Source organism: Shewanella sp. AS16 (assembly GCF_021412365.1).
In the GTDB taxonomy this organism is placed as follows: domain Bacteria; phylum Pseudomonadota; class Gammaproteobacteria; order Enterobacterales; family Shewanellaceae; genus Shewanella; species Shewanella salipaludis.
This window is the reverse complement of sequence record NZ_JAKCLK010000015.1, coordinates 1-23,070: the sequence shown is the minus strand read 5'-3', so window position 1 is coordinate 23,070 and position 23,070 is coordinate 1. Positions and strand designations below refer to the sequence as shown.

Here is a 23,070-nt window from a genome sequence, read left to right as displayed (position 1 = left end):
GTCTGAGGAGATAGTAATGGAATTGGTATTGAAAGACGCGCAAAGCGCTCTTGAAGTTTCCGAAACTACCTTCGGCCGTGACTTTAACGAGGCACTGGTTCATCAGGTAGTTGTAGCTTACGCTGCAAACGCGCGTCAAGGCACTCGTGGCCAAAAGACTCGTGCGGAAGTAACTGGCTCAGGCAAAAAGCCTTGGCGCCAGAAAGGCACTGGCCGTGCTCGTGCCGGTAGTGTTAAAGGCCCAATCTGGCGTGGCGGTGGCGTAACTTTCGCTGCTAAAACCCAAGATCACAGCCAAAAAGTTAACAAGAAGATGTACCGCGGCGCGCTGAAAAGCATTCTGTCTGAATTGGTACGTCAAGAGCGTCTGGTGGTTGTTGAATCATTCGGTGTTGAAGCTCCTAAAACTAAAGAGCTGAAAGCCAAACTGAAAGCAATGAACCTGGAAGATGTTCTGATTGTGACTTCAGAAGTTGACGAGAATTTATTCTTAGCAGCTCGCAACCTGTACAAGGTTGACGTTCGTGACGTAGCGGGTCTTGACCCAGTTAGTCTGATTGCGTTCAACACTGTCCTTGTTACTGCTGACGCAGTGAAGCAAATCGAGGAGATGCTAGCATGATGATCCGCGAAGAACGTTTGCTAAAAGTGATTCTGGCACCACATATCTCTGAAAAGAGCACTGTGAACGCTGAGAAGACCAACACTGTAGTTTTCCGCGTAGCTATCGATGCAACTAAAGCTGAAATTAAAGCTGCTGTTGCCAAGCTATTTGAAGTTGAAGTTGATTCAGTTCGCACTCTGGTTAACAAAGGCAAAACCAAGCGCACAGGTGGCCGTACCGGTCGTCGTAGCGATTGGAAAAAAGCTTATGTGACTCTGGCTGCCGGTGCTGACATCGATTTCGTCGGCGGCGCTGAGTAAGCAAAGGAGAATTATCATGGCAGTTATTAAGTGTAAGCCAACCTCTCCAGGTCGTCGCCACGTAGTTAAAGTGGTGAACACTGACCTGCACAAGGGTAAACCTTTTGCTGGCCTGTTGGCGAAAAAATCTAAAAGTGGTGGCCGTAACAATACTGGCCGTATCACTGTACGCCACGTAGGTGGTGGACATAAGCAACATTACCGTCTGATCGACTTCAAACGCGATAAAGATGGTATCCCAGCAAAAATCGAGCGTCTGGAATATGATCCAAACCGTACTGCGCACATCGCGCTGGTACTGTACGCAGATGGTGAGCGTCGTTACATCCTTGCTGCCAAAGGCATGCAAGCTGGCGACAAGATCCAGTCTGGCGTAGATGCCGACATCAAAACTGGTAACGCTATGCCACTGCGCAACATACCTGTAGGTAGTGTTGTTCACGCCGTCGAAATGAAGCCTGGTAAAGGTGCTCAGATCGCGCGTTCTGCGGGTGCTTACGTACAAGTTGTTGCTCGTGATGGCGCTTATGCCACTCTGCGTCTTCGCTCTGGCGAAATGCGTAAAGTGCCAGTAGATTGCCGCGCGACATTTGGTGAAGTTGGTAATGCCGAACACATGCTGCGCCAGTTAGGTAAAGCAGGTGCTAAGCGCTGGAGAGGCGTACGCCCAACAGTGCGTGGTGTTGCAATGAACCCGGTAGATCACCCACATGGTGGTGGTGAAGGCCGTACTTCTGGTGGTCGTCACCCAGTGACTCCATGGGGTGTGCCAACTAAGGGTTATAAGACTCGTAGTAACAAGCGCACTGACAAGTACATCGTACGTCGTCGTAATAAATAGTAAGAGGATTCGCCATGCCACGTTCTCTCAAGAAAGGTCCCTTCATTGACCTGCACTTGCTGAAGAAGGTAGAGAAAGCGATGGAAGCGGGTGACAAGAAGCCTATTAAGACTTGGTCACGTCGCTCTATGATCATTCCAAATATGATTGGTTTGACCATCGCTGTCCATAATGGTCGTCAGCACGTTCCTGTGTTCGTAACTGACGAAATGATCGGCCACAAACTTGGTGAATTCTCACCAACTCGCACTTATCGCGGCCATGCTGCTGATAAGAAAGCGAAGAAGCGTTAATACGGGAGGAATAAGATGGAAGTTTTAGCTAAACATCGTTTTGCCCGTACGTCTGCGCAGAAGGCCCGTCTGGTTGCTGATCAAATTCGTGGTTTGCCTGTTGCTAAGGCCCTCGAAATTTTGACTTTCAGCCCCAAGAAAGCCGCCGTACTGGTAAAGAAAGTACTTGACTCAGCTATCGCAAACGCCGAACACAACGAAGGCGCTGACATCGATGAGCTTAAAGTTGGTAAAGTCTTCGTTGACGAAGGTCCAACTATGAAGCGTATCATGCCACGTGCTAAAGGCCGCGCTGATCGTATCATGAAGCGTACCAGCCACATCACTGTGGTTGTATCAGATCGCTAGGAGAGAGCAATGGGACAGAAAGTACATCCTAATGGTATCCGTCTGGGTATCACCAAGCCTTGGATCTCGACCTGGTACGCCGATAAAGCAGATTATGCAAATAACCTGCACAGCGACTGGGAAGTGCGCCAGTTTCTCGTAGAGAAACTGAAAGCCGCGTCAGTATCTAAGATTGTTATCGAACGCCCAGCGAAAAGCATCCGCGTTACTATTCACACAGCCCGTCCAGGCGTTGTGATTGGTAAGAAGGGTGAAGACGTTGAAGTATTGCGTGCTGAAGTTGCTAAGTTAACTGGCACTCCTGCTCAGATTAACATCGCTGAGATCCGCAAGCCCGAATTAGACGCTAAGCTCGTTGCTGACTCTATTGCTCAGCAGTTAGAGCGTCGTGTTATGTTCCGTCGCGCCATGAAGCGTGCGGTACAGAACGCTATGCGTATCGGTGCTCAAGGTATCAAAGTTGAAGTGAGCGGCCGTTTAGGCGGCGCTGAAATCGCGCGCTCCGAGTGGTATCGTGAAGGCCGTGTGCCTCTACATACCTTGCGTGCTGATATCGACTATTCTACTGCGGAAAGTCACACCCAATATGGTGTGATCGGCATTAAAGTTTGGATCTTCAAAGGTGAAGTTCTGGACGGTATGCTGCCACAGATCGAAGAGCCGAAGCAGCAGCAACCTAAGCGCAAGCCTCGTGGTAAATAGGAGAGCCGGCAATGCTGCAACCTAAACGTATGAAGTTTCGCAAGATGTTCAAAGGCCGCAACCGCGGTCTGGCGAACGGTACCGAAGTTAGCTTTGGTACTTTTGGTCTGAAAGCAGTCGGCCGTGGTCGTTTAACTGCACGTCAGATCGAATCTGCACGTCGTGCCATGACACGTCACATTAAGCGTCAGGGACAAATTTGGATTCGAGTTTTCCCGGACAAGCCAATTACCTCTAAGCCTCTCGAAGTGCGTATGGGTAAAGGTAAAGGTAACGTTGAATACTGGGTATGTCAGATTCAACCTGGTAAGGTTCTTTATGAGATGAATGGTGTGTCAGAAGAGTTAGCGCGTGAAGCGTTTACTCTGGCTGCTGCCAAGCTTCCTATCAAGACTACCTTCGTAACTAAGACGGTGATGTAATGAAAGCGAGCGAACTAAGAGAAAAGAGCGTTGAAGAACTGAACGCTGAACTACTTGGTCTGCTGCGTGAGCAGTTCAACCTGCGTATGCAACACGCCACTGGTCAGTTGACTCAGACTCATCAACTGAAGACAGTGCGCCGTAACATTGCGCGCGTTAAGACCATTATTACTTCTAAGGCGGGTGCATAATGTCTGATAAAATCCGTACTTTGCAGGGTCGTGTAACCAGCAACAAGATGGACAAGTCCATCACTGTTGCTATCGAACGCCAAGTGAAACACCCAATCTATGGGAAATACATCAAGCGTACGACTAAGATCCATGCACATGACGAAACAAATCAGTGCAATGAAGGCGATTTAGTAGCGATTCGCGAATGTCGTCCTTTGTCTAAGACTAAGTCTTGGACCCTGGTTGAAGTAGTGACAAAGGCCTAAGTTTTCTTAGGTTTAGGTAAACGGCCCCAGGTGTTGGGGCCGTTTGTTTTTTTATACTATGTTTTCCAAAATTATGGTGTTATACTTGCGCGCCATTTTTGACTAATTTATTAGCGAAAATTGGCGTTTATATAGTCCCATAGTGGGAATTTTGTAGTAACGATAGCGGAGCACTTAAAATGATCCAAATGCAATCGACTCTCGACGTCGCATGTAATAGTGGCGCACGTAGAGTTCAGTGTATTAAGGTCTTGGGTGGCTCTCATCGTCGTTATGCCGGTATCGGCGACATCATCAAGGTTTCTGTTAAAGAAGCCATTCCTCGCGCTAAAGCGAAGAAAGGTGATGTGTATAACGCGGTGGTAGTCCGTACTAAGAAAGGCGTACGTCGTCCAGACGGTTCTGTCATTCGCTTCGATCGGAATGCAGCGGTATTGCTTAACGCAAACCTTGCACCGATTGGTACTCGTATCTTTGGACCAGTGACACGTGAATTGCGTAATGAGCAATTCATGAAGATTGTCTCGCTGGCACCAGAAGTACTGTAAGGAGCTTCAAAATGGCAGCTAAAATCCGTCGTCAAGACGAAGTAATCATACTGGCCGGTAAAGACAAGGGCAAACGCGGTACTGTTGCTCAAGTTTTACCTACTGGTAAGTTAATTGTTGAAGGCATCAATCTGGTCAAGAAACACCAAAAGCCAAACCCACAACTGGGTGTCGCTGGCGGTATTGTTGAGAAAGAAGCGCCGATACAAGCATCAAATGTAGCGATTTTCAACTCTGCCACTGGCAAAGCTGATCGCGTTGGTTTCCGATTCGAAGACGGCAAAAAAGTTCGTTTCTTCAAATCGAACAGTGAACTCGTTAAGTAATTGGAGTAAACGATGGCGAAACTGCATGATAAATACCAAGAGACTGTTGTCGCTGAACTTGCTAAAAAGTTCGGTTATAGCAGTGTCATGCAAGTCCCTCGGATTGAAAAGATCACCCTGAATATGGGTGTTGGCGAAGCTGTTGCAGACAAGAAAGTGATGGAGCATGCGCTCCGTGACATGACTGCAATTGCCGGCCAGAAACCAGTAGTGACTGTAGCTCGTAAGTCAGTTGCTGGTTTTAAAATCCGTGAAGGCTACCCTATTGGCTGTAAAGTGACCCTGCGCGGTGAGCGTATGTGGGAATTCTTAGAGCGTTTAGTCGATATCGCAATCCCACGTATTCGTGACTTCCGTGGTCTGAGCGCTAAAGCGTTCGACGGCCGTGGTAACTACGCAATGGGCGTGCGTGAGCAGATCATCTTCCCAGAAATCGATTACGATAAAATCGATAAAATTCGTGGTATGGATATCGTTATCACTACTACTGCGAAGAATGATGAAGAAGGTCGTGCTTTGTTAGACGCTTTTAACTTCCCATTCAAGAAATAAGGGTAGCGTAATGGCAAAAACATCAATGAAAGCACGTGAAGCTAAACGTGCACAGCTCGTGGCTAAGTACGCTGAAAAGCGTGCGGCTCTTAAGACTATCATCAGCAGCCCAGAATCTTCTGACGAAGATCGTTGGGATGCGGTGCTTAAGCTGCAAGCTCTACCACGTGATTCCAGCGCAGCGCGTCAACGCAATCGTTGTAATCAAACTGGTCGCCCACATGGCTTCTTACGTAAATTCGGCCTTAGCCGTATTAAATTACGTGAAGCAACCATGCGTGGTGAAGTTCCTGGCCTGCGTAAGGCCAGCTGGTAAGCACTTGTCACGGAGTAAGCTAATATGAGCATGCAAGATCCTATTGCGGATATGTTAACCCGTATTCGTAACGGCCAAGCTGCTAACAAAGTATCTGTGAAGATGCCTTCTGCTAAGCTGAAAATCGCTATCGCGAAACTGCTTAAAGAAGAAGGTTACATCGCTGATTACGCCGTAGCAGATGAAGCCAAGCCTGAACTGGAAGTTACTTTAAAGTACTTCCAAGGCCAACCAGTCGTTGAGACTATCCAGCGCGTAAGTCGTCCTGGTCTTCGTATTTACAAAGGTAAAGACGAACTTCCAAAGGTGATGGGCGGACTGGGTGTCGCAATTGTGTCCACTTCTAAAGGCTTGATGACTGATCGTGCCGCCCGCCTTGCAGGCATGGGTGGCGAGGTTATCTGCTACGTAGCATAAGGAGCTAGGAATGTCTCGTGTAGCAAAAGCACCAGTAGCTATCCCAGCTGGCGTAGAGGTGACCTTAAACGAACAGACCCTTACCGTCAAAGGCGGAAAAGGCAGTCTGACTCGAGTAATCAACAATGCGGTCAATGTTGTCATTGAAGACGGCGTAGTCAAGTTTCTTCCTGTCGAAGGCGTTGTTAACGCTTGGGCACAGGCAGGTACGGCTCGTGCGTTAGTAAACAACATGGTTGTTGGTGTATCTCAAGGTTTTGAGCGTAAGTTAAAGTTGGTAGGTGTTGGTTACCGTGCGAAAATCGTCGGTGCTGACATTGACCTGACTCTAGGTTTCTCTCATCCGTTAGTACACAAACTGCCCGCAGGCGTTACTGCAGAGTGTCCAAGCCAAACTGACATCACCCTTCGCGGTGTTGATAAGCAGTTAATTGGCCAAGTCGCTGCTGAGATTCGCGGATACCGTCCACCAGAGCCATACAAAGGCAAAGGTGTTCGCTATGACGACGAAGTAGTACGCCGTAAAGAGGCTAAGAAGAAGTAGGTAACGCGATATGGATAAGAAAACATCTCGCTTACGTCGCGCTACTCGCGCTCGTAAGAAGATCCAAGAGCTGGGCGTGAACCGTCTGGTTGTACATCGTACACCGCGTCACATTTATGCTCAGGTGATCAATCCTGAAGCTCAGGTGTTGGCAGCTGCTTCAACCGTTGAAAAAGCGGTTAAAGAGCTACTGAAGAGTACCGGTAACGTAGACGCGGCGAAGGCAGTGGGTAAAGCTGTTGCTGAGCGCGCGATCGAGAAAGGCGTAACTTCTGTTGCGTTCGATCGTTCTGGTTTCAAGTATCACGGTCGTGTGGCTGCATTAGCAGATGCCGCTCGTGAAGCTGGCCTGAAGTTCTAAGGGGTTATAAAATGGCTAAATTAGAAGCTCAGCAAAAAGACGATCTGCAAGAGAAATTGATTGCAGTTAATCGTGTTTCTAAAGTAGTTAAGGGCGGTCGTATCTTTAGCTTCACAGCACTGACAGTAGTGGGTGACGGTAACGGTAAGATTGGCTACGGCTATGGTAAGGCGCGTGAAGTTCCAGCAGCAATTCAAAAAGCTATGGAAAAGGCCCGTCGTAATATGGTGACCGTTGAGTTGAATGCAGGCACCCTGCATCACCCAGTTAAGGGTCGTCATACTGGTTCTAAAGTTTATATGCAACCAGCATCACAGGGTACCGGTATTATTGCCGGTGGCGCAATGCGTGCCGTATTGGAAGTAGCAGGCGTGCATAACGTTCTGTCGAAAGCATACGGTTCTACTAACCCGATCAACATCGTTCGCGCGACTGTCGATGCATTGGTGCACATGAAGTCACCTTCGCAAATCGCAGCTAAGCGTGGCCTGAATGTTGACGAAATTCGGGGGTAATGCACCATGGCTACTAAAACTGTAAAGGTTACTCAGACTAAAAGTGCGATCGGGCGTCTGCCTAAGCATCGCGCGACCTTAACCGGTCTTGGTCTGCGTCGCATTGGTCACACTGTTGAGCTGGAAGATACTCCTTCAGTTCGCGGTATGATCAACAAGGTCTACTACATGGTTAAGGTGGAGGATTAATAGATGCGTTTAAATACTCTATCTCCAGCAGCAGGCGCTAAGTCTGCACCAAAGCGCGTAGGCCGCGGTATTGGTTCTGGTTTAGGTAAAACTGCGGGTCGTGGTCATAAAGGCCAAAAATCTCGCAGCGGTGGCGGTGTACGCCCAGGCTTCGAAGGTGGTCAAATGCCACTTAAGATCCGTCTGCCTAAATTCGGTTTTACCTCGCGTCGCGCTCTGGTAACAGCTGAAGTTCGTGTACTCGAACTGGCAAAAGTTAACGGTGATGTTATCGATTTGAACGCACTGAAAGATGCGAACGTAATTACTCGCAACATCCAGTTTGCGAAAATCGTTCTTTCAGGTACCATTGAGCGCCCTGTGACCGTTAAAGGTCTGAAGGTAACCAAAGGTGCACGTGCAGCTATCGAAGCTGCCGGCGGTAAGATCGAGGAATAATACGTCGATGGCAAAACCAGGACTTGATTTAAAAAGCGCGAAAGGTGGACTCTCAGAACTGAAAGCTCGCCTCCTGTTCGTGATTGGCGCGATTATCGTCTTTAGAGCCGGTTCGTTTGTGCCAATTCCTGGTATTGACGCAGCTGTATTAGCAGAGCTGTTTGATCAGCAGAAGGGTACCATCCTGGGCATGTTTAACATGTTCTCGGGTGGTGCTCTTAAGCGTGCCTCCATCTTTGCATTGGGTATCATGCCGTACATTTCGGCATCTATCATAATGCAGCTGTTGACTGTGGTGCATCCTGCTCTCGCCGAACTCAAAAAGGAAGGCGAGTCGGGACGCAAGAAAATCAGTCAATATACCAGATGGGGCACCTTAGTGCTGGGTACATTACAGTCGATCGGTATTGCAACAGGATTGCCCAACCTAGTCCCTGGCCTTGTGGTCAACCTGGGATTTGGGTTCTATTTCGTTGCAACTGTCAGCTTGGTCACGGGAACCATGTTCCTGATGTGGCTGGGTGAGCAAATTACCGAGCGTGGTATAGGTAACGGTATCTCGATATTGATCTTCGCAGGTATTGTCGCCGGATTACCCTCAGCTATCGGCCAGACGGCCGAGCAGGCGCGTCAAGGTGACTTGAATGTATTGGTATTGTTGTTGCTCGCGGTCATCGTATTTGCCGTGACTTATCTGGTGGTATTTGTGGAGCGTGGTCAACGTCGTATCGTCGTTAACTATGCCAAGCGTCAGCAGGGCCGTAAGGTGTTCGCTGCGCAGAGTACACATTTGCCGCTGAAGATAAACATGGCGGGTGTAATACCTCCAATTTTTGCGTCCAGCATCATTTTGTTTCCAGGCACACTGGCTCAGTGGTTTGGTCAGAATGAGTCCATGTCATGGTTGAGTGATTTTTCACTGGCTGTGTCACCGGGACAACCGCTGTACTCATTATTGTATGCGACGGCAATCATTTTCTTCTGTTTCTTCTATACTGCGTTGGTGTTTAACCCACGCGAAACGGCAGATAACCTGAAGAAAAGTGGTGCATTCATCCCTGGGATCCGTCCTGGAGAACAGACTTCGCGTTACATTGATAAAGTCATGACACGCCTGACATTAGCCGGTGCGTTATACATAACCTTTATCTGCTTAATTCCGGAGTTCATGTTAATCGCGTGGAAAGTACAGTTCTATTTTGGCGGTACTTCACTACTTATTATGGTAGTCGTGATCATGGACTTCATGGCTCAGGTTCAGACCCATATGATGTCACATCAGTATGAGTCTGTGATGAAGAAAGCTAACCTAGTGAACAAAGCGAACTTAGATCGCTTTGGTCGATAAGCTAGCTTTTACGGAGTGATGAAATGAAAGTTCGAGCTTCCGTGAAGAAGATCTGCCGTAATTGCAAGATCGTCAAGCGTAGTGGCGTTGTACGCGTTATCTGTGTTGAACCAAAACACAAACAGCGTCAAGGCTAAAAAAGAAATTTGGTCAGCCCAGCAGATGGGCTGGCCAAATAATGTTTGCAAATCTGTCATCTGTCGAGTATCCTTTCGGGCTTTTCGCAGATGGCCTTTAACTTTAAGGAGTGCATAGTGGCCCGTATCGCTGGCATTAACATTCCTGATCAAAAGCATACAGTCATTGCTTTGACTGCTATTTTCGGCATCGGCCGTACTCGCGCTAGAGCAATCTGCGCGGCTACTGCAATAGCTGAAACTGCTAAGATCAAGGAATTGAGCGAAGCTCAAATAGATATCCTACGCGAAGAAGTTGCCAAATACTCAGTAGAAGGTGACTTACGTCGTGAGATTTCAATGAACATCAAGCGTCTGATGGACCTTGGTTGTTATCGTGGTCTCCGCCATCGCCGTAGCCTGCCTCTTCGTGGGCAACGTACTAAGACCAATGCGCGTACGCGTAAAGGTCCACGTAAACCTATTAGAAAGTAACGGGAAGGTAAAGCAATGGCTAAAGTTCCGTCACGTTCTCCGCGTAAGCGCGTACGTAAACAGGTTGCAGATGGCATGGCTCATATCCATGCTTCTTTCAACAACACAATTGTCACCATTACAGATCGTCAAGGTAATGCGTTGTCATGGGCTACCTCTGGTGGTTCAGGTTTCCGTGGTTCACGTAAATCTACACCATTCGCTGCGCAGGTTGCTGCTGAGCGTGCAGGTGCTGCTGCTCAAGACTACGGTGTTAAAAACCTTGAAGTTTTCGTGAAGGGTCCAGGTCCAGGTCGTGAGTCAGCCATTCGTGCGCTGAACGCTGTTGGTTATAAAATAACCAACATTACCGATGTGACGCCGATCCCTCATAATGGTTGTCGTCCTCCTAAAAAGCGTCGTGTATAACGCCGTTTCCTAGGATAGTTGGAGAAAGATCATGGCAAGATACTTGGGTCCCAAGCTCAAGCTCAGCCGCCGAGAAGGTACAGACCTTTTCTTGAAAAGCGGTGTGAGAGCAATCGATTCGAAGTGTAAGCTTGAAGCTGCACCTGGACAACATGGCGCTCGTAAGCCACGTCTGTCAGAGTACGGTTTACAGTTACGCGAGAAACAAAAAGTTCGTCGTATTTACGGTGTGTTAGAAAAACAATTCCGTAACTACTACAAAGATGCTGCACGTACTAAAGGCAACACAGGTGAAAACCTGCTGCAACTTTTAGAAACCCGTCTGGATAACGTAGTTTATCGTATGGGCTTTGGTGCGACTCGTGCAGAATCACGTCAGCTAGTAAGCCATAAGTCAGTTATGGTTAACGGTCGTGTTGTTAACATTCCGTCATTCAAAGTGTCTGCGAATGATGTTGTGAGCATCCGCGAGAAGTCACGCACTCAAGCTCGTATCAAAGCGGCTTTGGAAGTGGCAGCTCAACGCGAGAAGCCTACATGGGTTGAAGTCGACAATGCGAAAATGGAAGGTGCTTTCAAGCGCGTTCCAGAACGTAGCGATTTGTCTGCGGATATTAACGAACAGCTGATCGTCGAGCTTTACTCTAAGTAAGGCTAACAAACAAGAGAGGACACAATGCAGGGTTCTGTTACAGAATTTCTTAAACCGCGTCTCGTTGATATCGAGCAGGTTAACTCAACACGTGCCAAGGTTACACTGGAACCACTTGAGCGTGGTTTCGGCCACACTTTAGGTAACGCGTTGCGTCGCATCCTATTGTCGTCTATGCCCGGCTGCGCAGTTACTGAAGTCGAGATTGACGGTGTACTGCACGAATACAGCAGTAAGGAAGGCGTTCAAGAAGATATCCTTGAGATATTGTTAAACCTGAAAGGGTTGGCAGTGACTATCGAGGGTAAAGACGAGGCTATGCTCACCTTGAGCAAGTCCGGCGCAGGCCCTGTCATCGCTGCAGATATCACGCATGATGGTGATGTTACTATCATGAATCCTGATCATGTTATCTGTCATCTGACAGGCAACAATGATATCAGCATGCGTATCCGCATTGAGCGTGGTCGTGGTTATGTACCGGCATCAGCCCGTGCACAAACCGAAGACGATGATCGCCCAATTGGCCGCCTGCTGGTTGATGCTTCTTTCTCACCTGTTGCTCGCATTGCTTACAATGTCGAAGCGGCTCGTGTAGAACAACGCACTGACTTGGACAAACTCGTTATCGATATGACCACTAACGGTACTATCGATCCTGAGGAAGCTATCCGTCGCTCTGCAACTATTCTGGCCGAACAGCTGGATGCCTTTGTGGAACTGCGTGATGTGACTGAGCCAGAGCTGAAAGAAGAGAAACCGGAATTCGATCCGATACTGCTGCGTCCTGTCGACGATTTAGAGCTAACTGTACGTTCGGCTAACTGCTTGAAAGCCGAAGCGATTCATTACATCGGAGATCTGGTACAGCGTACTGAAGTTGAGCTGCTGAAAACACCTAACTTGGGTAAGAAATCTCTTACCGAAATTAAGGATGTGTTGGCGTCTCGCGGACTGTCGTTAGGTATGCGTCTGGAAAACTGGCCTCCAGCCAGCTTAGCAGACGACCTATAAGTCTCAGGTTTGTACAGATTTAGGTTATAAGGATTAGGTCATGCGCCATCGTAAGAGTGGTCGTCAACTAAACCGTAACAGCAGTCATCGCCAAGCCATGTTCCGTAACATGGCAAGCTCACTGGTTCGTCATGAGATCATCAAGACAACCGTAGCTAAAGCGAAAGAACTGCGTCGCGTAGTTGAGCCTCTGATAACACTTGCTAAGAGTGACAGCGTTGCAAATCGTCGTTTGGCGTTTGCTCGTACTCGCGACGCTGAAGTCGTAGGTAAGTTATTTACTGAGTTGGGTCCACGCTACCAGGAACGTCCTGGTGGTTATACCCGTATCCTTAAGTGCGGTCTGCGTGCCGGTGATAAAGCCCCAATGGCTTACATCGAGCTGGTAGGTCGTCCAGAAGCTGCTGAAGCTGTTGATGTTGAAGCTGCTGAGTAATTAAGGTTACACTTGAAAAACCGGGTCCTGGACCCGGTTTTTTTATGCCTGTCGTTCAAGCTTGGCTGGCTCATTCAGGTTTAACGTCCCTGCATGCGGCGCCTTTCCATGACCTTTCCCCCAGATTTAACACCATGACAGATGGGATATTCCCGCTTGCGCTGGTTACCAGGGAGAGTTCACTGGCTAAAGCCGTCGCTGTCGCGAGCACCCATGTTTGAGGGATATGCCTGGCGAGTGCCTACAGGCGGCAATCCTGGCTCATGTCTTGCCTGGCGCTGCCGATGATCTTTCCCCTGGATTAGTACCACATCCTGTGAGAATGCCTTCATTATGCCACTCGTTTTGCAAATTCACTTGGTGGCAGATAATTCAGTGAGCTGTGCGGGCGCACTTCATTGTAATGTGTCCGCCAATGCGCTATTTCTTGCCTTGCTTCGTGCAAATCCCTAAACCAATGTTGGTTGAGACAGGCATCCCGAAACTTACCGTTAAAACTTTCTACGAAGGCGTTTTGTGTTGGCTTACCCGGCTGGATGAAGCTCAGTTTTACGTCCTGCGACTTTGACCAGAAGAACATCGCCTTACTGGTAAACTCGGGGCCGTTATCACAGACTATCGATTGCGGGCGTTGACGCTGTGCTATTAGTTGCTTCAAGAAACGCGATACCTGCTCGCCAGAGAGTGACACGTCGCAAGCTGTCCGATGCATTCACGACTGTAGTCATCGACGACATTGAGTACCCGGAAGCGTCTGCCACTTGCCAATTGATCTGAAACGAAGTCCATCGACCAGCGTTCGTTGATACCATTGGGTAACGATATGGGAATGCGGGGGCGTATCAGCTTCTTACGCTGCTTGGTACGAACTTGGAGGCCCAATTCGGTATACAACCGGTAGGTACGCTTCTTGTTCTCGAGCAGGCCTTCAGCCTTGAGCAAGCCATGCAGCAGCAAATAACCATAGCGCGGATAGCGCACTGCCAACTCTTTCAAGCGGGATTTAACTGCCTCATCATCCCGAGAAATACCAACATAACGCGCTGCCGTCCTGCTGATGCAAAACAGCAGGCAGGCCCGTCTCTCACTCAGGTTGTGTATTGTCTTCGCCAGACTAACCACGGCTTTTTTAGCCGCTGGCGTCACCACCTTTTTGAGACGACATCTTTCAACACAGCATTATCCAACATGGCTTCAGCCAACAGTTTTTTCAGCTTAGTGTTTTCGCTTTCCAGTTCTTTCAGGCGCTTGGCGTCGCTAACCTCCATGCCACCGTACTTGGATTTCCAGCGATAAAAGGTGCCTTGGGCAATGCCGTAACGCCGGCAAATGTCTTCGACCTTGCAGCCGGATTCATGCTCCTTGAGGGCACAGATGATTTGCTCTTCCGTAAAACGTTTCTTCTTCATTGTCAGATCTCCTGGTTACTAGCGTAATCGGAAATCTCACATTCGTCATGGTGTTAAATCTGGGGAAAGGTCACCGACAAGCGCATCTGACGAATAAGTCTCAGGGGAAAGCTCCAGAGCCTGTGTGGGGCTGAGATTGAAGGCTGGGACGGGAGGCTAAAGCAGAGGAGGTTAAAACGATAATGGCACTGGCTGGGCAATGGGGGAAACGGCCAACACAGGAGGTTGGCCGTTCTTAAGCATCAAGCTTATTTGGCGCCGGCTTTTTGCTGGGTGCCGTAATCTAACTTCTGATGATCTTTTCCCATGGCCTCGGCGACTTCCGGAGGCATATAGTTCTCATCGTGTTTGGCGAGTACCTCGGTGGCCTGCAGCGTGCCATCAGCCATGAGTATACCCTGGGCGACTATGCCCTGGCCTTCACGAAAGAGATCGGGCAGGAGATCGTCATAGGTAACCATGACGCTGCCGCCGGCACCGTCATGGACGGCGAATTCCACATGCAGACTCTCAGGATCCCTTGAGAGCGAGCCTTCGGTCACCATACCGCCGATACGGATACGCTGGCCAACTGCGGGTTTGACACCCGTATCATGTTTGCCGTTGATTATCTCGCTTGGGGTGTAGAAGAGATTGAGATTGCTATTGAGTGCATACAATAACAGGGAGGCGGCGGCGGCAACGCCGAAAATCAAGGCGACCGCCAAGGTGAGGCGCTTCTTACGTCTAGGGTTCACTGTTTAGTACTCCGGTTTTGCTTCAATCTTTGTTCACGTTGCATCTTCTGGGCTATCTCCCGCAACACCCGGCCCTTTTGACGGGCACTGCCGACGATGAGAGTGGCCACGCAAGCCAGGGTCACTCCGTAAGAGAGCCAGACATAGAAGGCATAACCCCCCATGTGGAAGAAGTCGCTCATAGAATCAAACTGCATTATTTGGCTCCTGCTGCTGTCGCAAGTTCTCGCACCCAGGGGCGCATGCCATTTCTGGCGAGAATTTCGGCCTTGAAACGCACCAGGGTGATGGCGCCAATCATGAAGCCGAACCCCAGGATATTGATCAGCAAGGGATACAGCATCTCCGGCGCCATGGTGGATTCTTCTGTGATGCGTATGGTCGAAGGTTGATGCAATGAACTCCACCATTCGACCGAGTACTTGATGATGGGGATGTTGATCACCCCGACCAGGGTCAGGATGCCGGCGGCGCGGGCGGCAACGACTTTGTCTTCGAAGGAAGCATAGAGTGAAATCACGCCCAGGTACAGGAAGAGCAAGATCAGCTCAGAGGTCAGGCGCGCATCCCATACCCACCAAGTGCCCCACATGGGCTTGCCCCAGGCGGCACCGGTAAACAGGGCGATGAAAGTGATCACTGCGCCTATAGGGGCTATGGCGGCGGCGGCCCAATCGGCCAACTTGATTTGCCACACCAGGCCGACGAAGGCGGCAGTCGCCATGCCCATGTAGGCTGCCATCGACATGGAGGCCGCCGGCACATGAATGAAGATGATGCGGTAGCTGTCGCCCTGCTGATAGTCGCTGGGGGCAAAGGCCAGTCCCCAGACGGTGCCGACGCAGATGAACATGAGTGCCAGAAGGGTAAACCAAGGCTGCAGGCGTTCAGATAGTCGATACGCACGCTGCGGGTCCGCATAGGGATGTAGCCATTTCCACATATTAGTTAGTACTCACTCGCAAAGATGCACCAATTGCAAAAGGTGCCAAAGTTAATGAACCGGCCAGCATTGCGCCTATTATAGCCAGTTGGCCATCATAGGGTAAATTCATTCCTGCTGCATCTATGGCACTGGTCGCAAAAATCAGTACGGGAATGTACAAGGGGAGTATCAACAGACTCAGGAGTACGCCGCCTTTTCTCAGTCCGACCGTGAGTGCAACACCTATGGCGCCCAGCAGTGACAGCACAGGCGTGCCCAGGACCAAGGTGGCGATCAGTGCCGCATAACTCTGGGTCTCGAGATTCAGCAATAGGGCCAGCAGGGGGGCCATGATAATCAGCGGCACGCCGGTCAGCAGCCAATGTGCCAGTACCTTCGCCAACACCATGAGTGACAGTGGCTGTGGACTCAACAGCATCTGCTCCAGGCTGCCATCGCTGAAATCGGCCTTGAAGAGACGCTCGAGCGACAGCATGGAGGCCAATAAGGCGGCGACCCAGATGACCCCAGGGGCGATGCGCGCCAACATTTGCGGCTCAGGGCCTATGCCCAAGGGAAACAGCGTCACTACCATGATGAAAAAGAGCAGAGGGTTGAAAATATCCCCCCGATGACGGACGGCAATTTTTAAATCCCGCAGCAGCAAGGTAAAAAAAGCTTGGGTGTAGCCTATGCCTCTTAACATTGTCATACCTCAGTCGAAGCGATAATCCAGGCGGATCTTGGTCAATCTGCTGTCGGTGATCTGACTCATATCCTGGTGTGTGGTCAGAATGACGCAGCCGCCATTGTCTGCATGGGCGAGCAACAGGCGCTCGAGTTGCTCGACGCCTTTCTTGTCTATGGCTGTAAAGGGCTCGTCCAAGATCCAAATTTTGCTCTGGGTATGCCAGAGGCGCGCCAAGGCGGTGCGTCTGTGTTGCCCGGCCGAGAGGTGACCGGCCAGTGCATCCTCGAAGCCGGTTAAATTGACCTGGCCCAATACCCCGGCGGTATCGAAATCGACATAGCCGTTCAGTCTCAAGTTGAAATGCAGATTCTCGCTGGCCGTCAGTTCGCTCTTTACGCCTGGTAGGTGACCCAGATAGAGCAGATCTTGATTGTATTCATCACGGCAGCGGCCTATGTCCTGGCCGAGGTAGCAGACGCGTCCGGCGTAAGGACGGGACAATCCTGCCAGTATCCGCAGCAAACTTGTCTTGCCCGCCCCGTTGGGTCCTTCGATCTGGAGGATATCACCGCTATTAACGCTAAACGCCAAGGCGTCGAAGAGGATGCGTTCCTCACGAATACAGGTCAGGTCATGGACCGAGATCAGCGCGTTCGCTGTTGTTTGTTGTACCACTGAGCCCTCTATTTCAAGCTTGTCTATAAAACCATAGGATACCGGCACAAGCCCAGGGCGAGTCGCCCCGGCCATGTGTCTTGTCATCAGTTAACCGCTCAGACAAGTGCGTCATCTTGCGCTGCATATAGTAACGTATTTGTGCGCTATGTCGCGTATAACAGTGCCGGCAGGGGATTCTGCTCACAAAAAGATGAGTTCTACGCAGCTTTGTAGTAGTCTTGCGGCGCTATAATAAGCCTGCCTATCAATAAAGGGCAGCGTTGAGCCTTGTAAGTATTTGCATTAGGAACATTGAACATGAAAAAATTGTTAGCAATGACTGCAGTCGCTGCCTTGACCTTGTCTACAAGTGTTTTAGCTCAAGAAGGCAAAGATGTTTTCGATAAAGCGTGTCACATATGCCACGAGATGGGCATTGCCGGTGCGCCAAAAGCACACACTGCCGATTGGGAGCCTCGTCTGGCCAAAGGCGTGGATGCCTTGTTGAACAGCGTTAAGTCTGGCTTGAATGCCATGCCACCTGGTGGCATGTGTACAGATTGTACTGACGAAGATTACAAGAACGCCATTGGCTTCATGTCTACCAAGTAATCTGACTTCAGAATTAAAAAAACCGGCTGCTAGCCGGTTTTTTTGTAGCTGAAATCCATCAGCCCAGGATCACTCGACTAGGGTATCCAGCTGCAGCTCGAGTCGCTCGTCCAGCCGTGCCTGGGATTTTCTTCCCTGCAGATCCCCGGCTTGGGGTCTGACGCTGTCGTGTTTGGACAGCACGGCTATGACTTCTATGTTGCCGGCCTCGCCGAGTGTCATCTCGCCACCGACAGCTTGAGTCTCGTCCAGAGTGACTGTGACGGGCAGGGTCGCGGCGCTTACCTTGGTCGCCGCGAGAGGGATCTTACTGCCATCCGAAGTCCTGGCGAAGACGAACAGGGTATCGGTTGCCGAAACCTGACTCGCCAGGGCACTCGCGACCGAGACCTGGATCGTGAGCTTCTTGGTTTGATTCGCTTGTGGCTGTGTGGGTGAAACCCCTGCTCCTGCTTGCTGGCGCATCTTGGCCGTTGCTATGGCATTGATCAGCGCTTCCCTGTCCACATCTTGGCGGTCGCTGTTGAGTATCGCCTGCCAGGCGTTGACGGCTTGGTCATAGTTGCCATCGAAGAAGGCATTCATGCCGACGAGCAAGAGGGTGGAAGGATCTTGGGGATCCAGTGCGAGCGCTTGCTCTATCAACCCCTGGATCTCCGGGGTCATCTGTTGCCCGGCCTTATAATAGAGGGCCGTCGCCTTGGGGCCTAGGAGTTCGGCATGGGTGCCGACCAGGTTCATGACAGTGTCGAATGCCTTGACCGCATCGTCGAAGCGATTCACCGAAATATAGGCATGGCCAAGGGTAAACCAAGCCTGGCTGTTGTCCGGCTCGGCCCGAACCTGTGCCTCCATCATTTGTACTCTCTGGGCCATTAACTGGGCCTCATCGAGCATCCCATGGGGATTGGGTTGCTGCACTATGGCCAGCGCCTCGAAGGCGCCCAAGCGATGGTAGAGATAGCCGGATATCACCAATAATAGGATGGACATGGCCACTGGCCAGGCGATTCCCTTGGGCTTGAGCTTATTGACCAGCGATTCGTCTCCGGATTGCTGTACATCCTGTAACAGGCTGATCTCCAGCTCACGTTTGAGGGCATCGAATTCGGTTTGATCCAACAAGCCCTGCTGCAGTTCCTGCTCCAGGATCGCCAGGCGTTCGTTGAACAAGGCAAGGTTGGTTTGTTTGCGCACTCCGGCCTCTTCCGTCTGTAACATCTTCTGTTGACGAAAGTGTGGGAGCCAGATCAGTAACAGACCGATCAAGACGACAAGTGCAATAAAAATCCAAAATTGGGTCATCGTTTCTATGTTCACTTCAATTCGGTAAAAGTGGCATACCACCTATTTGTGGTTCAGATTATACGGAAAGAATGATCGTTGAACAGCAGTATCAGGCCCTGAACCTATGGAATGCCGAGACTTGGGCACTGGTTCACACATTCTTTGGGGGAGCCAGAATGGCCCTGACGCCTGTTATTTAGTGACTATCAGAGACGTTGGGCTCAAGGGAGAAGCCCTGGAATGCGACCCGTGGCCCAGATTTATGCGAAAGTGGCAGACAGGAAGGGGAGCAGATACTAAAATGGACGCAATTTCGTGCAATCGGGACTCCCTGTTGCACGCCGATTTGGAATATTTCCGGATCTGTTTATTCGTTTTACACTGAGGAAAACCCATGATCCCAGAACTTGGACACTTCTCGCTGATAGTAGGTCTGGCATTTGCCCTCTTATTGGCTAGCGTCCCTCTCGTCGGTGTTGCCCGCAAAGATCAATATTTGGTGAGATATGCCTGGCCCCTGGCCTACGGTATGGTCCTCTTCATTTTCTTGTCCATGTTGAGCCTGGGTTACAGTTTTGCCGTCGACGATTTCTCCGTCGCCTATGTGGCCCATCATTCCAACTCGCAGTTACCCATGTTTTTCAAGATAGCGGCCGTCTGGGGTGGTCATGAAGGCTCGCTGTTGTTTTGGGTCTTCGCCTTGTCTATCTGGGTCTTGGCGGTAGCCATCTTCAGCAAGAAACTGGAAGAAGTGTTCACCGCCAGGGTATTGGCGATATTGGCGATGATCATCGCAGGTTTCACCTTCTTCATGTTGTTGACTTCCAGCCCGTTCGAGCGCTTATTTCCCATGCCGGCGGAAGGACGGGATCTGAACCCCATGCTGCAGGATGTGGGGCTGATCTTCCACCCACCCATGCTGTATTTGGGCTATGTGGGTTTCTCTGTCAGTTTCGCTTTCGCCATCGCCGCCCTGATGAGTGGCAGCCTGGATTCGGCCTGGGCGCGTTGGAGTCGTCCCTGGACCTTGGCTGCCTGGACCTTCCTGACCGGCGGTATCGCACTCGGTTCCTGGTGGGCTTACTATGAGCTCGGCTGGGGCGGTTGGTGGTTCTGGGATCCGGTCGAGAATGCCTCCTTCATGCCTTGGTTGGTGGGTACTGCCCTGGTGCATTCCCTGATAGTGACCGAGAAGCGCGGTGCCTTCCGTAACTGGACCGTCTTGCTGTCGATCTTCGCTTTCTCCCTGAGCCTGCTAGGCACTTTCATAGTGCGTTCCGGGGTATTAACCTCGGTCCATTCTTTTGCGGCGGATCCCAGCCGTGGTTTGTTTGTCTTGCTGCTGTTGGCCGTGGCCATAGGTGGCTCTTTAACCTTGTTCGCGTTCCGCGCCAGCGAGATGAGCAGCCCGGCGCGTTTCGAGTTCAAGTCGAAAGAGACCATGCTCTTGCTCTGTAACTTGTTACTCACTGTCGCCGCAGGCAGCGTCTTGTTGGGCACCCTCTATCCACTGCTCATAGATGCTCTCGGCATGGGTAAAATCTCCGTTGGACCGCCGTACTTTAATGCGGTATTCGTTCCCCTGATGTTGGTGTTATTTGCTTTCATGGGGATAGGCCCGACTATTCGCTGGAAAAAAGCCAAGGCGGGCGAGCTGCAGCGCAAACTCCAGTGGCCGGCCTTAGTCGCCATCGTCATAGGTTTGGCTGTTCCCTTCATCGCAGGTGGTGAATTTAATCTCTGGGTCGCACTCGGCATCATGGCGGCCACTTGGGTGGTATTGGCCACGCTCAGCGCCGCCTATCATATGGGCTGTACTAAGGAAGGCGAATTTAGCCTGTCGCGTTTGGGACGGAGTCAGATAGGGATGATCATTGCCCATCTGGGCATCGCCGTCTCCATAGTCGGCGCCACCATGGTATCCAACTACTCGATCGAGAAGAGCGTTCGCATGGGGCCGGGGATCAGCCAGGAACTGGCGGGCTATACCTTCAAATTCATCGAGATTAAAAATATCATAGGGCCCAACTACACGGCGCAACAGGGGCAGATTGAAGTCATGGAAGAGGGTAAAGTCATAGCTCTGCTGCAACCGGATCGTCGCCAGTACAATGTCAGCACCATGGACATGACTGAAGCCGGCATCGATTGGGGGCTATTCCGCGATCTGTACATCACCATGGGGGATCCCATAAGTGCGACCGAATTTGCCGTGCGTTTGAACTATAAACCCTTCGTGCGCTGGCTCTGGTTTGGGGCAATTTTCATGATGATAGGTGGCATCTTTGCCGCTTCTGATAAACGTTATCGCGCTAAGGTCGCTGCCAGCATCAAGACGGATGCGGTTCAGCCTGTACCGGTAGCGGCATAAGCGAGGCTCATTATATGAAGAAAGTGTTATTGTTCGTGCCTTTGATCTTGTTTCTCGGAATGGGGGTCTTCCTGTACCAAGGACTATTCCTGAATCCACAGAAGCTGGATTCTGCCCTGGAAGGCAAACCCGTCCCGGCCTTCAGCCTGGAAAAGGTAGAGACGCCGGACGAGCTGATCAGCAACCAGGATCTCAAGGGCCAGGTGTCTATGTTGAATGTGTGGGCGACCTGGTGTCCTTCATGCAAATACGAACATCCTTTCCTGATGAAACTGGCGAGACAAAATATCCTGCCCATCTATGGTATCAACTATCGTGACGAGCGTGCCATGGCGGTGGACGAGCTGGGTAAGAAGGGCGATCCCTACAATATCAATATTTACGATAAGGAAGGGCGCCTGGGGCTGGACCTGGGTGTCTATGGTGCCCCCGAGAGTTTCATCGTAGATCATCATGGCATCATCCGCTTCCGCTTCGCCGGGCCGATAGATCAAAGCGTCTGGGATGAAACCCTGTTGCCCGTTATCCGTGAGTTGCAGGCCGATGCGGCCAAGGACGGGGCATCATGATGCGTGCCGGCATATGCAAAGCCTTTGCTGCCGCAGTCACCATACTGGTATTGCTGCTCATGATGGCCAGCGCTTCGGCGACACCGGTAGATACTTATGAATTCAAGTCGGCTGCAAACCAGCAAAGGGCGTTAGCCCTGGCGCACCAGCTGCGCTGTCCCCAGTGCCAGAACCAGAACCTGGTCGACTCCAATTCACCCGTCGCTAAAGATTTGCGCCTCGAAGTCTACAAGATGGTTGATGCAGGCCGGGACGATGCGGCCATCATAGACTTCATGACCAGTCGCTACGGCGAATTTGTCTTGTACAAGCCTAAAGTCGAACGTAAGACTTATATACTCTGGTTGGGGCCGCTGGGATTCCTGGTGATTGCCTTGAGCATAGGTTTCTTCTTCGTGCGCCGGCAGCGTATCAACCAAGCCGCACCTCAGGAGCTGAGCGAAGCCGATAGGCAGGCATTGGCAGAATTGTTGAAGCGCGACGCCAAGTAGCCTTGGCGCCATTCCCTCATAAAAGCCCAGCTATATATAGCTGGGCTTTTTGCTGGTGGGTCTCATCAAGCCTTCCTGCATGGGACGCGGTAGTGACACCCAAGTGGACCATCCCGCTAAGCTCAGTCTCGCAAGTGGTTAGCGCTCTCTATAATAAGCACCAGCTCAGTGCGTTTTAATCGACCGAAGGCGTAAGGTATAGGTATCTGGGCCTGACTTTTATACGGCTCGGGTCTAAACAACATAGATCTTTCCCGGGTGTTCGATCTCCGCCAGGGATCAAAAACCTAGGTTCATAGGCAAAAATGCCGGCTTTATGAGCACAAATACCGCTAAATAGCGCGTTTTGCTCAAAAGATCGCCGAGCGATCTATTTGTTGTAATAAAGCCCTTGCGCCCTCGGCGAAACTCCCTATAATGCGCATCCACTGACACGGCAGACAGCGAAAGCTAACCACCGAGTCGGGTTGATTTGAGACTGTTACTTTCTGTTGAGAATGGCACTTAAATCGACAGCGAAAAGAAGTGTTAAAAACTCCTTGACGCCAAACGGGAAATGCGTAAAATGCACGACCCTGAGCTGATGAAGCATCAGCCCCGACCCAATGCGGTCAACGCTCTTTAACAATCTAAAACAAGAAATCTGTGTGGACACTCACAGGTGTTGAGTTAATCGA

The 23,070-nt window shown here is 50.6% G+C and carries 36 protein-coding genes and 1 pseudogene; 30 read left to right on the top strand and 7 right to left on the bottom strand.

What is annotated here, in order from left to right; translation table 11 throughout:
* Window positions 1-16: 16 nt before the first annotated feature.
* The 26 genes from rplD (at window position 17) to rplQ (ending at window position 12,644) form a co-directional block, all read left to right on the top strand.
* Complete coding sequence (rplD, locus tag LZP73_RS18635) at window positions 17-622, top strand: 50S ribosomal protein L4 (RefSeq protein WP_169565872.1); 606 nt, start codon at window positions 17-19, stop codon at window positions 620-622.
* Window positions 622-924, top strand: a complete 303-nt coding sequence (rplW, locus tag LZP73_RS18630) for a 50S ribosomal protein L23 (protein ID WP_169565900.1) — start codon at window positions 622-624, stop codon at window positions 922-924. Before rplD ends, rplW begins: the two co-directional genes overlap by 1 nt.
* A gap of 16 nt (window positions 925-940) precedes the next feature.
* On the top strand, window positions 941-1,765 hold the full coding sequence (gene rplB, locus LZP73_RS18625; RefSeq protein WP_169565873.1) for a 50S ribosomal protein L2: 825 nt from the start codon (window positions 941-943) through the stop codon (window positions 1,763-1,765).
* A 14-nt stretch (window positions 1,766-1,779) separates the two neighbouring features.
* Entirely contained in the window at window positions 1,780-2,058 is a 279-nt protein-coding gene (rpsS, locus tag LZP73_RS18620; RefSeq protein WP_006083596.1) for a 30S ribosomal protein S19, read from the top strand.
* Between the two features lie 15 nt (window positions 2,059-2,073).
* The gene (rplV, locus tag LZP73_RS18615) at window positions 2,074-2,406 is read left to right on the top strand and encodes a 50S ribosomal protein L22 (RefSeq protein ID WP_169565874.1); all 333 of its coding nucleotides are present in this window, start codon (window positions 2,074-2,076) and stop codon (window positions 2,404-2,406) included.
* A 9-nt stretch (window positions 2,407-2,415) separates the two neighbouring features.
* Window positions 2,416-3,108 (top strand): 30S ribosomal protein S3, encoded by a 693-nt coding sequence (gene rpsC, locus LZP73_RS18610; RefSeq protein ID WP_169565875.1) that lies wholly within the window; start codon window positions 2,416-2,418, stop codon window positions 3,106-3,108.
* Window positions 3,109-3,119: 11 nt separating this feature from the next.
* The gene (rplP, locus tag LZP73_RS18605) at window positions 3,120-3,530 is read left to right on the top strand and encodes a 50S ribosomal protein L16 (RefSeq protein ID WP_234236414.1); all 411 of its coding nucleotides are present in this window, start codon (window positions 3,120-3,122) and stop codon (window positions 3,528-3,530) included.
* Window positions 3,530-3,721 carry a 50S ribosomal protein L29 gene (gene rpmC / locus LZP73_RS18600; protein ID WP_025823470.1) on the top strand — a complete coding sequence of 64 codons (192 nt, stop codon included), beginning with the start codon at window positions 3,530-3,532 and terminating at the stop codon, window positions 3,719-3,721. The genes rplP and rpmC overlap by 1 nt, the downstream gene beginning before the upstream one ends.
* The gene (gene rpsQ, locus LZP73_RS18595) at window positions 3,721-3,969 is read left to right on the top strand and encodes a 30S ribosomal protein S17 (protein ID WP_169565877.1); all 249 of its coding nucleotides are present in this window, start codon (window positions 3,721-3,723) and stop codon (window positions 3,967-3,969) included. Before rpmC ends, rpsQ begins: the two co-directional genes overlap by 1 nt.
* Window positions 3,970-4,148: 179 nt before the next feature.
* Window positions 4,149-4,517: a 50S ribosomal protein L14 gene (rplN, locus tag LZP73_RS18590; RefSeq protein WP_140930201.1), complete on the top strand. Its 369-nt coding sequence runs from the start codon at window positions 4,149-4,151 to the stop codon at window positions 4,515-4,517.
* Window positions 4,518-4,528: 11 nt separating this feature from the next.
* A complete protein-coding gene (gene rplX, locus LZP73_RS18585) occupies window positions 4,529-4,843 on the top strand; it encodes a 50S ribosomal protein L24 (RefSeq protein WP_169565878.1) in 315 nt (104 codons plus the stop codon).
* A gap of 12 nt (window positions 4,844-4,855) precedes the next feature.
* Window positions 4,856-5,395 carry a 50S ribosomal protein L5 gene (gene rplE / locus LZP73_RS18580; protein WP_169565879.1) on the top strand — a complete coding sequence of 180 codons (540 nt, stop codon included), beginning with the start codon at window positions 4,856-4,858 and terminating at the stop codon, window positions 5,393-5,395.
* Window positions 5,396-5,405: 10 nt separating this feature from the next.
* On the top strand, window positions 5,406-5,711 hold the full coding sequence (rpsN, locus tag LZP73_RS18575; RefSeq protein ID WP_169565880.1) for a 30S ribosomal protein S14: 306 nt from the start codon (window positions 5,406-5,408) through the stop codon (window positions 5,709-5,711).
* Window positions 5,712-5,735: 24 nt separating this feature from the next.
* Window positions 5,736-6,128, top strand: coding sequence for a 30S ribosomal protein S8 (gene rpsH / locus LZP73_RS18570; RefSeq protein ID WP_169565881.1), 393 nt, complete (start codon window positions 5,736-5,738; stop codon window positions 6,126-6,128).
* 10 nt (window positions 6,129-6,138) lie between these two features.
* Entirely contained in the window at window positions 6,139-6,672 is a 534-nt protein-coding gene (gene rplF, locus LZP73_RS18565; protein ID WP_234236413.1) for a 50S ribosomal protein L6, read from the top strand.
* A gap of 10 nt (window positions 6,673-6,682) precedes the next feature.
* The gene (gene rplR / locus LZP73_RS18560; RefSeq protein WP_169565883.1) at window positions 6,683-7,033 is read left to right on the top strand and encodes a 50S ribosomal protein L18; all 351 of its coding nucleotides are present in this window, start codon (window positions 6,683-6,685) and stop codon (window positions 7,031-7,033) included.
* An 11-nt stretch (window positions 7,034-7,044) separates the two neighbouring features.
* On the top strand, window positions 7,045-7,548 hold the full coding sequence (rpsE, locus tag LZP73_RS18555) for a 30S ribosomal protein S5 (protein WP_169565884.1): 504 nt from the start codon (window positions 7,045-7,047) through the stop codon (window positions 7,546-7,548).
* Window positions 7,549-7,554: 6 nt separating this feature from the next.
* Entirely contained in the window at window positions 7,555-7,737 is a 183-nt protein-coding gene (gene rpmD / locus LZP73_RS18550; protein ID WP_007644440.1) for a 50S ribosomal protein L30, read from the top strand.
* Between the two features lie 3 nt (window positions 7,738-7,740).
* Complete coding sequence (gene rplO / locus LZP73_RS18545; protein WP_169565885.1) at window positions 7,741-8,175, top strand: 50S ribosomal protein L15; 435 nt, start codon at window positions 7,741-7,743, stop codon at window positions 8,173-8,175.
* A 7-nt stretch (window positions 8,176-8,182) separates the two neighbouring features.
* Window positions 8,183-9,523 (top strand): preprotein translocase subunit SecY, encoded by a 1,341-nt coding sequence (gene secY, locus LZP73_RS18540; RefSeq protein ID WP_234236412.1) that lies wholly within the window; start codon window positions 8,183-8,185, stop codon window positions 9,521-9,523.
* A 23-nt stretch (window positions 9,524-9,546) separates the two neighbouring features.
* Window positions 9,547-9,660, top strand: coding sequence for a 50S ribosomal protein L36 (gene rpmJ / locus LZP73_RS18535; RefSeq protein ID WP_006083579.1), 114 nt, complete (start codon window positions 9,547-9,549; stop codon window positions 9,658-9,660).
* A gap of 117 nt (window positions 9,661-9,777) precedes the next feature.
* A complete protein-coding gene (gene rpsM, locus LZP73_RS18530) occupies window positions 9,778-10,134 on the top strand; it encodes a 30S ribosomal protein S13 (RefSeq protein ID WP_169565887.1) in 357 nt (118 codons plus the stop codon).
* Between the two features lie 15 nt (window positions 10,135-10,149).
* On the top strand, window positions 10,150-10,542 hold the full coding sequence (gene rpsK / locus LZP73_RS18525; protein ID WP_140930214.1) for a 30S ribosomal protein S11: 393 nt from the start codon (window positions 10,150-10,152) through the stop codon (window positions 10,540-10,542).
* Window positions 10,543-10,573: 31 nt separating this feature from the next.
* Complete coding sequence (rpsD, locus tag LZP73_RS18520; RefSeq protein ID WP_169565888.1) at window positions 10,574-11,194, top strand: 30S ribosomal protein S4; 621 nt, start codon at window positions 10,574-10,576, stop codon at window positions 11,192-11,194.
* A gap of 24 nt (window positions 11,195-11,218) precedes the next feature.
* Entirely contained in the window at window positions 11,219-12,208 is a 990-nt protein-coding gene (locus LZP73_RS18515) for a DNA-directed RNA polymerase subunit alpha (RefSeq protein WP_169565889.1), read from the top strand.
* A gap of 40 nt (window positions 12,209-12,248) precedes the next feature.
* Complete coding sequence (gene rplQ, locus LZP73_RS18510; RefSeq protein WP_234236411.1) at window positions 12,249-12,644, top strand: 50S ribosomal protein L17; 396 nt, start codon at window positions 12,249-12,251, stop codon at window positions 12,642-12,644.
* 331 nt (window positions 12,645-12,975) lie between these two features.
* Here the strand turns inward: rplQ and LZP73_RS18505 are convergent.
* From LZP73_RS18505 to ccmA, 6 genes and pseudogenes are all read right to left on the bottom strand, one after another.
* Window positions 12,976-14,053 (bottom strand): annotated as a pseudogene (locus tag LZP73_RS18505) (IS3 family transposase).
* A 248-nt stretch (window positions 14,054-14,301) separates the two neighbouring features.
* Complete coding sequence (ccmE, locus tag LZP73_RS18500) at window positions 14,302-14,790, bottom strand: cytochrome c maturation protein CcmE (RefSeq protein WP_234236410.1); 489 nt, start codon at window positions 14,788-14,790, stop codon at window positions 14,302-14,304.
* Window positions 14,787-14,987 (bottom strand): heme exporter protein CcmD, encoded by a 201-nt coding sequence (ccmD, locus tag LZP73_RS18495; protein WP_169565892.1) that lies wholly within the window; start codon window positions 14,985-14,987, stop codon window positions 14,787-14,789. The genes ccmE and ccmD overlap by 4 nt, the downstream gene beginning before the upstream one ends.
* The gene (locus tag LZP73_RS18490; RefSeq protein ID WP_234236409.1) at window positions 14,987-15,733 is read right to left on the bottom strand and encodes a heme ABC transporter permease; all 747 of its coding nucleotides are present in this window, start codon (window positions 15,731-15,733) and stop codon (window positions 14,987-14,989) included. Before LZP73_RS18490 ends, ccmD begins: the two co-directional genes overlap by 1 nt.
* A 1-nt stretch (window position 15,734) precedes the next feature.
* Entirely contained in the window at window positions 15,735-16,421 is a 687-nt protein-coding gene (gene ccmB, locus LZP73_RS18485; protein ID WP_234236429.1) for a heme exporter protein CcmB, read from the bottom strand.
* A gap of 9 nt (window positions 16,422-16,430) precedes the next feature.
* Window positions 16,431-17,081 (bottom strand): cytochrome c biogenesis heme-transporting ATPase CcmA, encoded by a 651-nt coding sequence (gene ccmA, locus LZP73_RS18480; protein ID WP_234236428.1) that lies wholly within the window; start codon window positions 17,079-17,081, stop codon window positions 16,431-16,433.
* A gap of 300 nt (window positions 17,082-17,381) precedes the next feature.
* On the opposite strand from ccmA, the gene LZP73_RS18475 reads away from it, so the two are divergent.
* Entirely contained in the window at window positions 17,382-17,675 is a 294-nt protein-coding gene (locus tag LZP73_RS18475; protein ID WP_234236408.1) for a c-type cytochrome, read from the top strand.
* A gap of 69 nt (window positions 17,676-17,744) precedes the next feature.
* On the opposite strand, the gene ccmI is transcribed toward LZP73_RS18475, so the two are convergent.
* The gene (gene ccmI / locus LZP73_RS18470; protein ID WP_234236407.1) at window positions 17,745-18,980 is read right to left on the bottom strand and encodes a c-type cytochrome biogenesis protein CcmI; all 1,236 of its coding nucleotides are present in this window, start codon (window positions 18,978-18,980) and stop codon (window positions 17,745-17,747) included.
* Window positions 18,981-19,356: 376 nt separating this feature from the next.
* Between ccmI and LZP73_RS18465 the strand changes: the two genes are divergently transcribed.
* From LZP73_RS18465 to nrfF, 3 genes are read left to right on the top strand one after another with little or no spacing between them, the layout of a single operon-like run.
* Window positions 19,357-21,333 carry a heme lyase CcmF/NrfE family subunit gene (locus tag LZP73_RS18465; RefSeq protein ID WP_234236406.1) on the top strand — a complete coding sequence of 659 codons (1,977 nt, stop codon included), beginning with the start codon at window positions 19,357-19,359 and terminating at the stop codon, window positions 21,331-21,333.
* 14 nt (window positions 21,334-21,347) lie between these two features.
* Window positions 21,348-21,902: a DsbE family thiol:disulfide interchange protein gene (locus tag LZP73_RS18460; RefSeq protein WP_234236405.1), complete on the top strand. Its 555-nt coding sequence runs from the start codon at window positions 21,348-21,350 to the stop codon at window positions 21,900-21,902.
* Entirely contained in the window at window positions 21,899-22,393 is a 495-nt protein-coding gene (gene nrfF / locus LZP73_RS18455) for a heme lyase NrfEFG subunit NrfF (protein ID WP_234236404.1), read from the top strand. Before LZP73_RS18460 ends, nrfF begins: the two co-directional genes overlap by 4 nt.
* Window positions 22,394-23,070 lie beyond the last annotated feature (677 nt).

Excerpts from the sequence above, each read along its gene's own strand:
- ccmI (WP_234236407.1), bottom strand. The coding sequence starts at position 18,980 with ATGACCCAATTTTGGATTTTTATTGCACTTGTCGTCTTGATCGGTCTG.
- ccmD (WP_169565892.1), bottom strand. The coding sequence starts at position 14,987 with ATGCAGTTTGATTCTATGAGCGACTTCTTCCACATGGGGGGTTATGCC.
- rplO (WP_169565885.1), top strand. The coding sequence starts at position 7,741 with ATGCGTTTAAATACTCTATCTCCAGCAGCAGGCGCTAAGTCTGCACCA.
- LZP73_RS18465 (WP_234236406.1), top strand. The coding sequence starts at position 19,357 with ATGATCCCAGAACTTGGACACTTCTCGCTGATAGTAGGTCTGGCATTT.
- rpsQ (WP_169565877.1), top strand. The coding sequence starts at position 3,721 with ATGTCTGATAAAATCCGTACTTTGCAGGGTCGTGTAACCAGCAACAAG.
- rplF (WP_234236413.1), top strand. The coding sequence starts at position 6,139 with ATGTCTCGTGTAGCAAAAGCACCAGTAGCTATCCCAGCTGGCGTAGAG.
- rplR (WP_169565883.1), top strand. The coding sequence starts at position 6,683 with ATGGATAAGAAAACATCTCGCTTACGTCGCGCTACTCGCGCTCGTAAG.
- nrfF (WP_234236404.1), top strand. The coding sequence starts at position 21,899 with ATGATGCGTGCCGGCATATGCAAAGCCTTTGCTGCCGCAGTCACCATA.
- rplV (WP_169565874.1), top strand. The coding sequence starts at position 2,074 with ATGGAAGTTTTAGCTAAACATCGTTTTGCCCGTACGTCTGCGCAGAAG.
- rpmC (WP_025823470.1), top strand. The coding sequence starts at position 3,530 with ATGAAAGCGAGCGAACTAAGAGAAAAGAGCGTTGAAGAACTGAACGCT.
- rpmD (WP_007644440.1), top strand. The coding sequence starts at position 7,555 with ATGGCTACTAAAACTGTAAAGGTTACTCAGACTAAAAGTGCGATCGGG.
- rplE (WP_169565879.1), top strand. The coding sequence starts at position 4,856 with ATGGCGAAACTGCATGATAAATACCAAGAGACTGTTGTCGCTGAACTT.
- rplP (WP_234236414.1), top strand. The coding sequence starts at position 3,120 with ATGCTGCAACCTAAACGTATGAAGTTTCGCAAGATGTTCAAAGGCCGC.
- LZP73_RS18490 (WP_234236409.1), bottom strand. The coding sequence starts at position 15,733 with ATGTGGAAATGGCTACATCCCTATGCGGACCCGCAGCGTGCGTATCGA.
- rplQ (WP_234236411.1), top strand. The coding sequence starts at position 12,249 with ATGCGCCATCGTAAGAGTGGTCGTCAACTAAACCGTAACAGCAGTCAT.
- LZP73_RS18475 (WP_234236408.1), top strand. The coding sequence starts at position 17,382 with ATGAAAAAATTGTTAGCAATGACTGCAGTCGCTGCCTTGACCTTGTCT.
- rplX (WP_169565878.1), top strand. The coding sequence starts at position 4,529 with ATGGCAGCTAAAATCCGTCGTCAAGACGAAGTAATCATACTGGCCGGT.
- LZP73_RS18460 (WP_234236405.1), top strand. The coding sequence starts at position 21,348 with ATGAAGAAAGTGTTATTGTTCGTGCCTTTGATCTTGTTTCTCGGAATG.
- rpsS (WP_006083596.1), top strand. The coding sequence starts at position 1,780 with ATGCCACGTTCTCTCAAGAAAGGTCCCTTCATTGACCTGCACTTGCTG.
- ccmB (WP_234236429.1), bottom strand. The coding sequence starts at position 16,421 with ATGTTAAGAGGCATAGGCTACACCCAAGCTTTTTTTACCTTGCTGCTG.
- rpsK (WP_140930214.1), top strand. The coding sequence starts at position 10,150 with ATGGCTAAAGTTCCGTCACGTTCTCCGCGTAAGCGCGTACGTAAACAG.
- rpmJ (WP_006083579.1), top strand. The coding sequence starts at position 9,547 with ATGAAAGTTCGAGCTTCCGTGAAGAAGATCTGCCGTAATTGCAAGATC.
- LZP73_RS18515 (WP_169565889.1), top strand. The coding sequence starts at position 11,219 with ATGCAGGGTTCTGTTACAGAATTTCTTAAACCGCGTCTCGTTGATATC.
- rpsH (WP_169565881.1), top strand. The coding sequence starts at position 5,736 with ATGAGCATGCAAGATCCTATTGCGGATATGTTAACCCGTATTCGTAAC.
- rplB (WP_169565873.1), top strand. The coding sequence starts at position 941 with ATGGCAGTTATTAAGTGTAAGCCAACCTCTCCAGGTCGTCGCCACGTA.
- rpsN (WP_169565880.1), top strand. The coding sequence starts at position 5,406 with ATGGCAAAAACATCAATGAAAGCACGTGAAGCTAAACGTGCACAGCTC.
- rpsD (WP_169565888.1), top strand. The coding sequence starts at position 10,574 with ATGGCAAGATACTTGGGTCCCAAGCTCAAGCTCAGCCGCCGAGAAGGT.
- rplN (WP_140930201.1), top strand. The coding sequence starts at position 4,149 with ATGATCCAAATGCAATCGACTCTCGACGTCGCATGTAATAGTGGCGCA.
- rpsC (WP_169565875.1), top strand. The coding sequence starts at position 2,416 with ATGGGACAGAAAGTACATCCTAATGGTATCCGTCTGGGTATCACCAAG.
- rplD (WP_169565872.1), top strand. The coding sequence starts at position 17 with ATGGAATTGGTATTGAAAGACGCGCAAAGCGCTCTTGAAGTTTCCGAA.
- rplW (WP_169565900.1), top strand. The coding sequence starts at position 622 with ATGATCCGCGAAGAACGTTTGCTAAAAGTGATTCTGGCACCACATATC.
- secY (WP_234236412.1), top strand. The coding sequence starts at position 8,183 with ATGGCAAAACCAGGACTTGATTTAAAAAGCGCGAAAGGTGGACTCTCA.
- rpsE (WP_169565884.1), top strand. The coding sequence starts at position 7,045 with ATGGCTAAATTAGAAGCTCAGCAAAAAGACGATCTGCAAGAGAAATTG.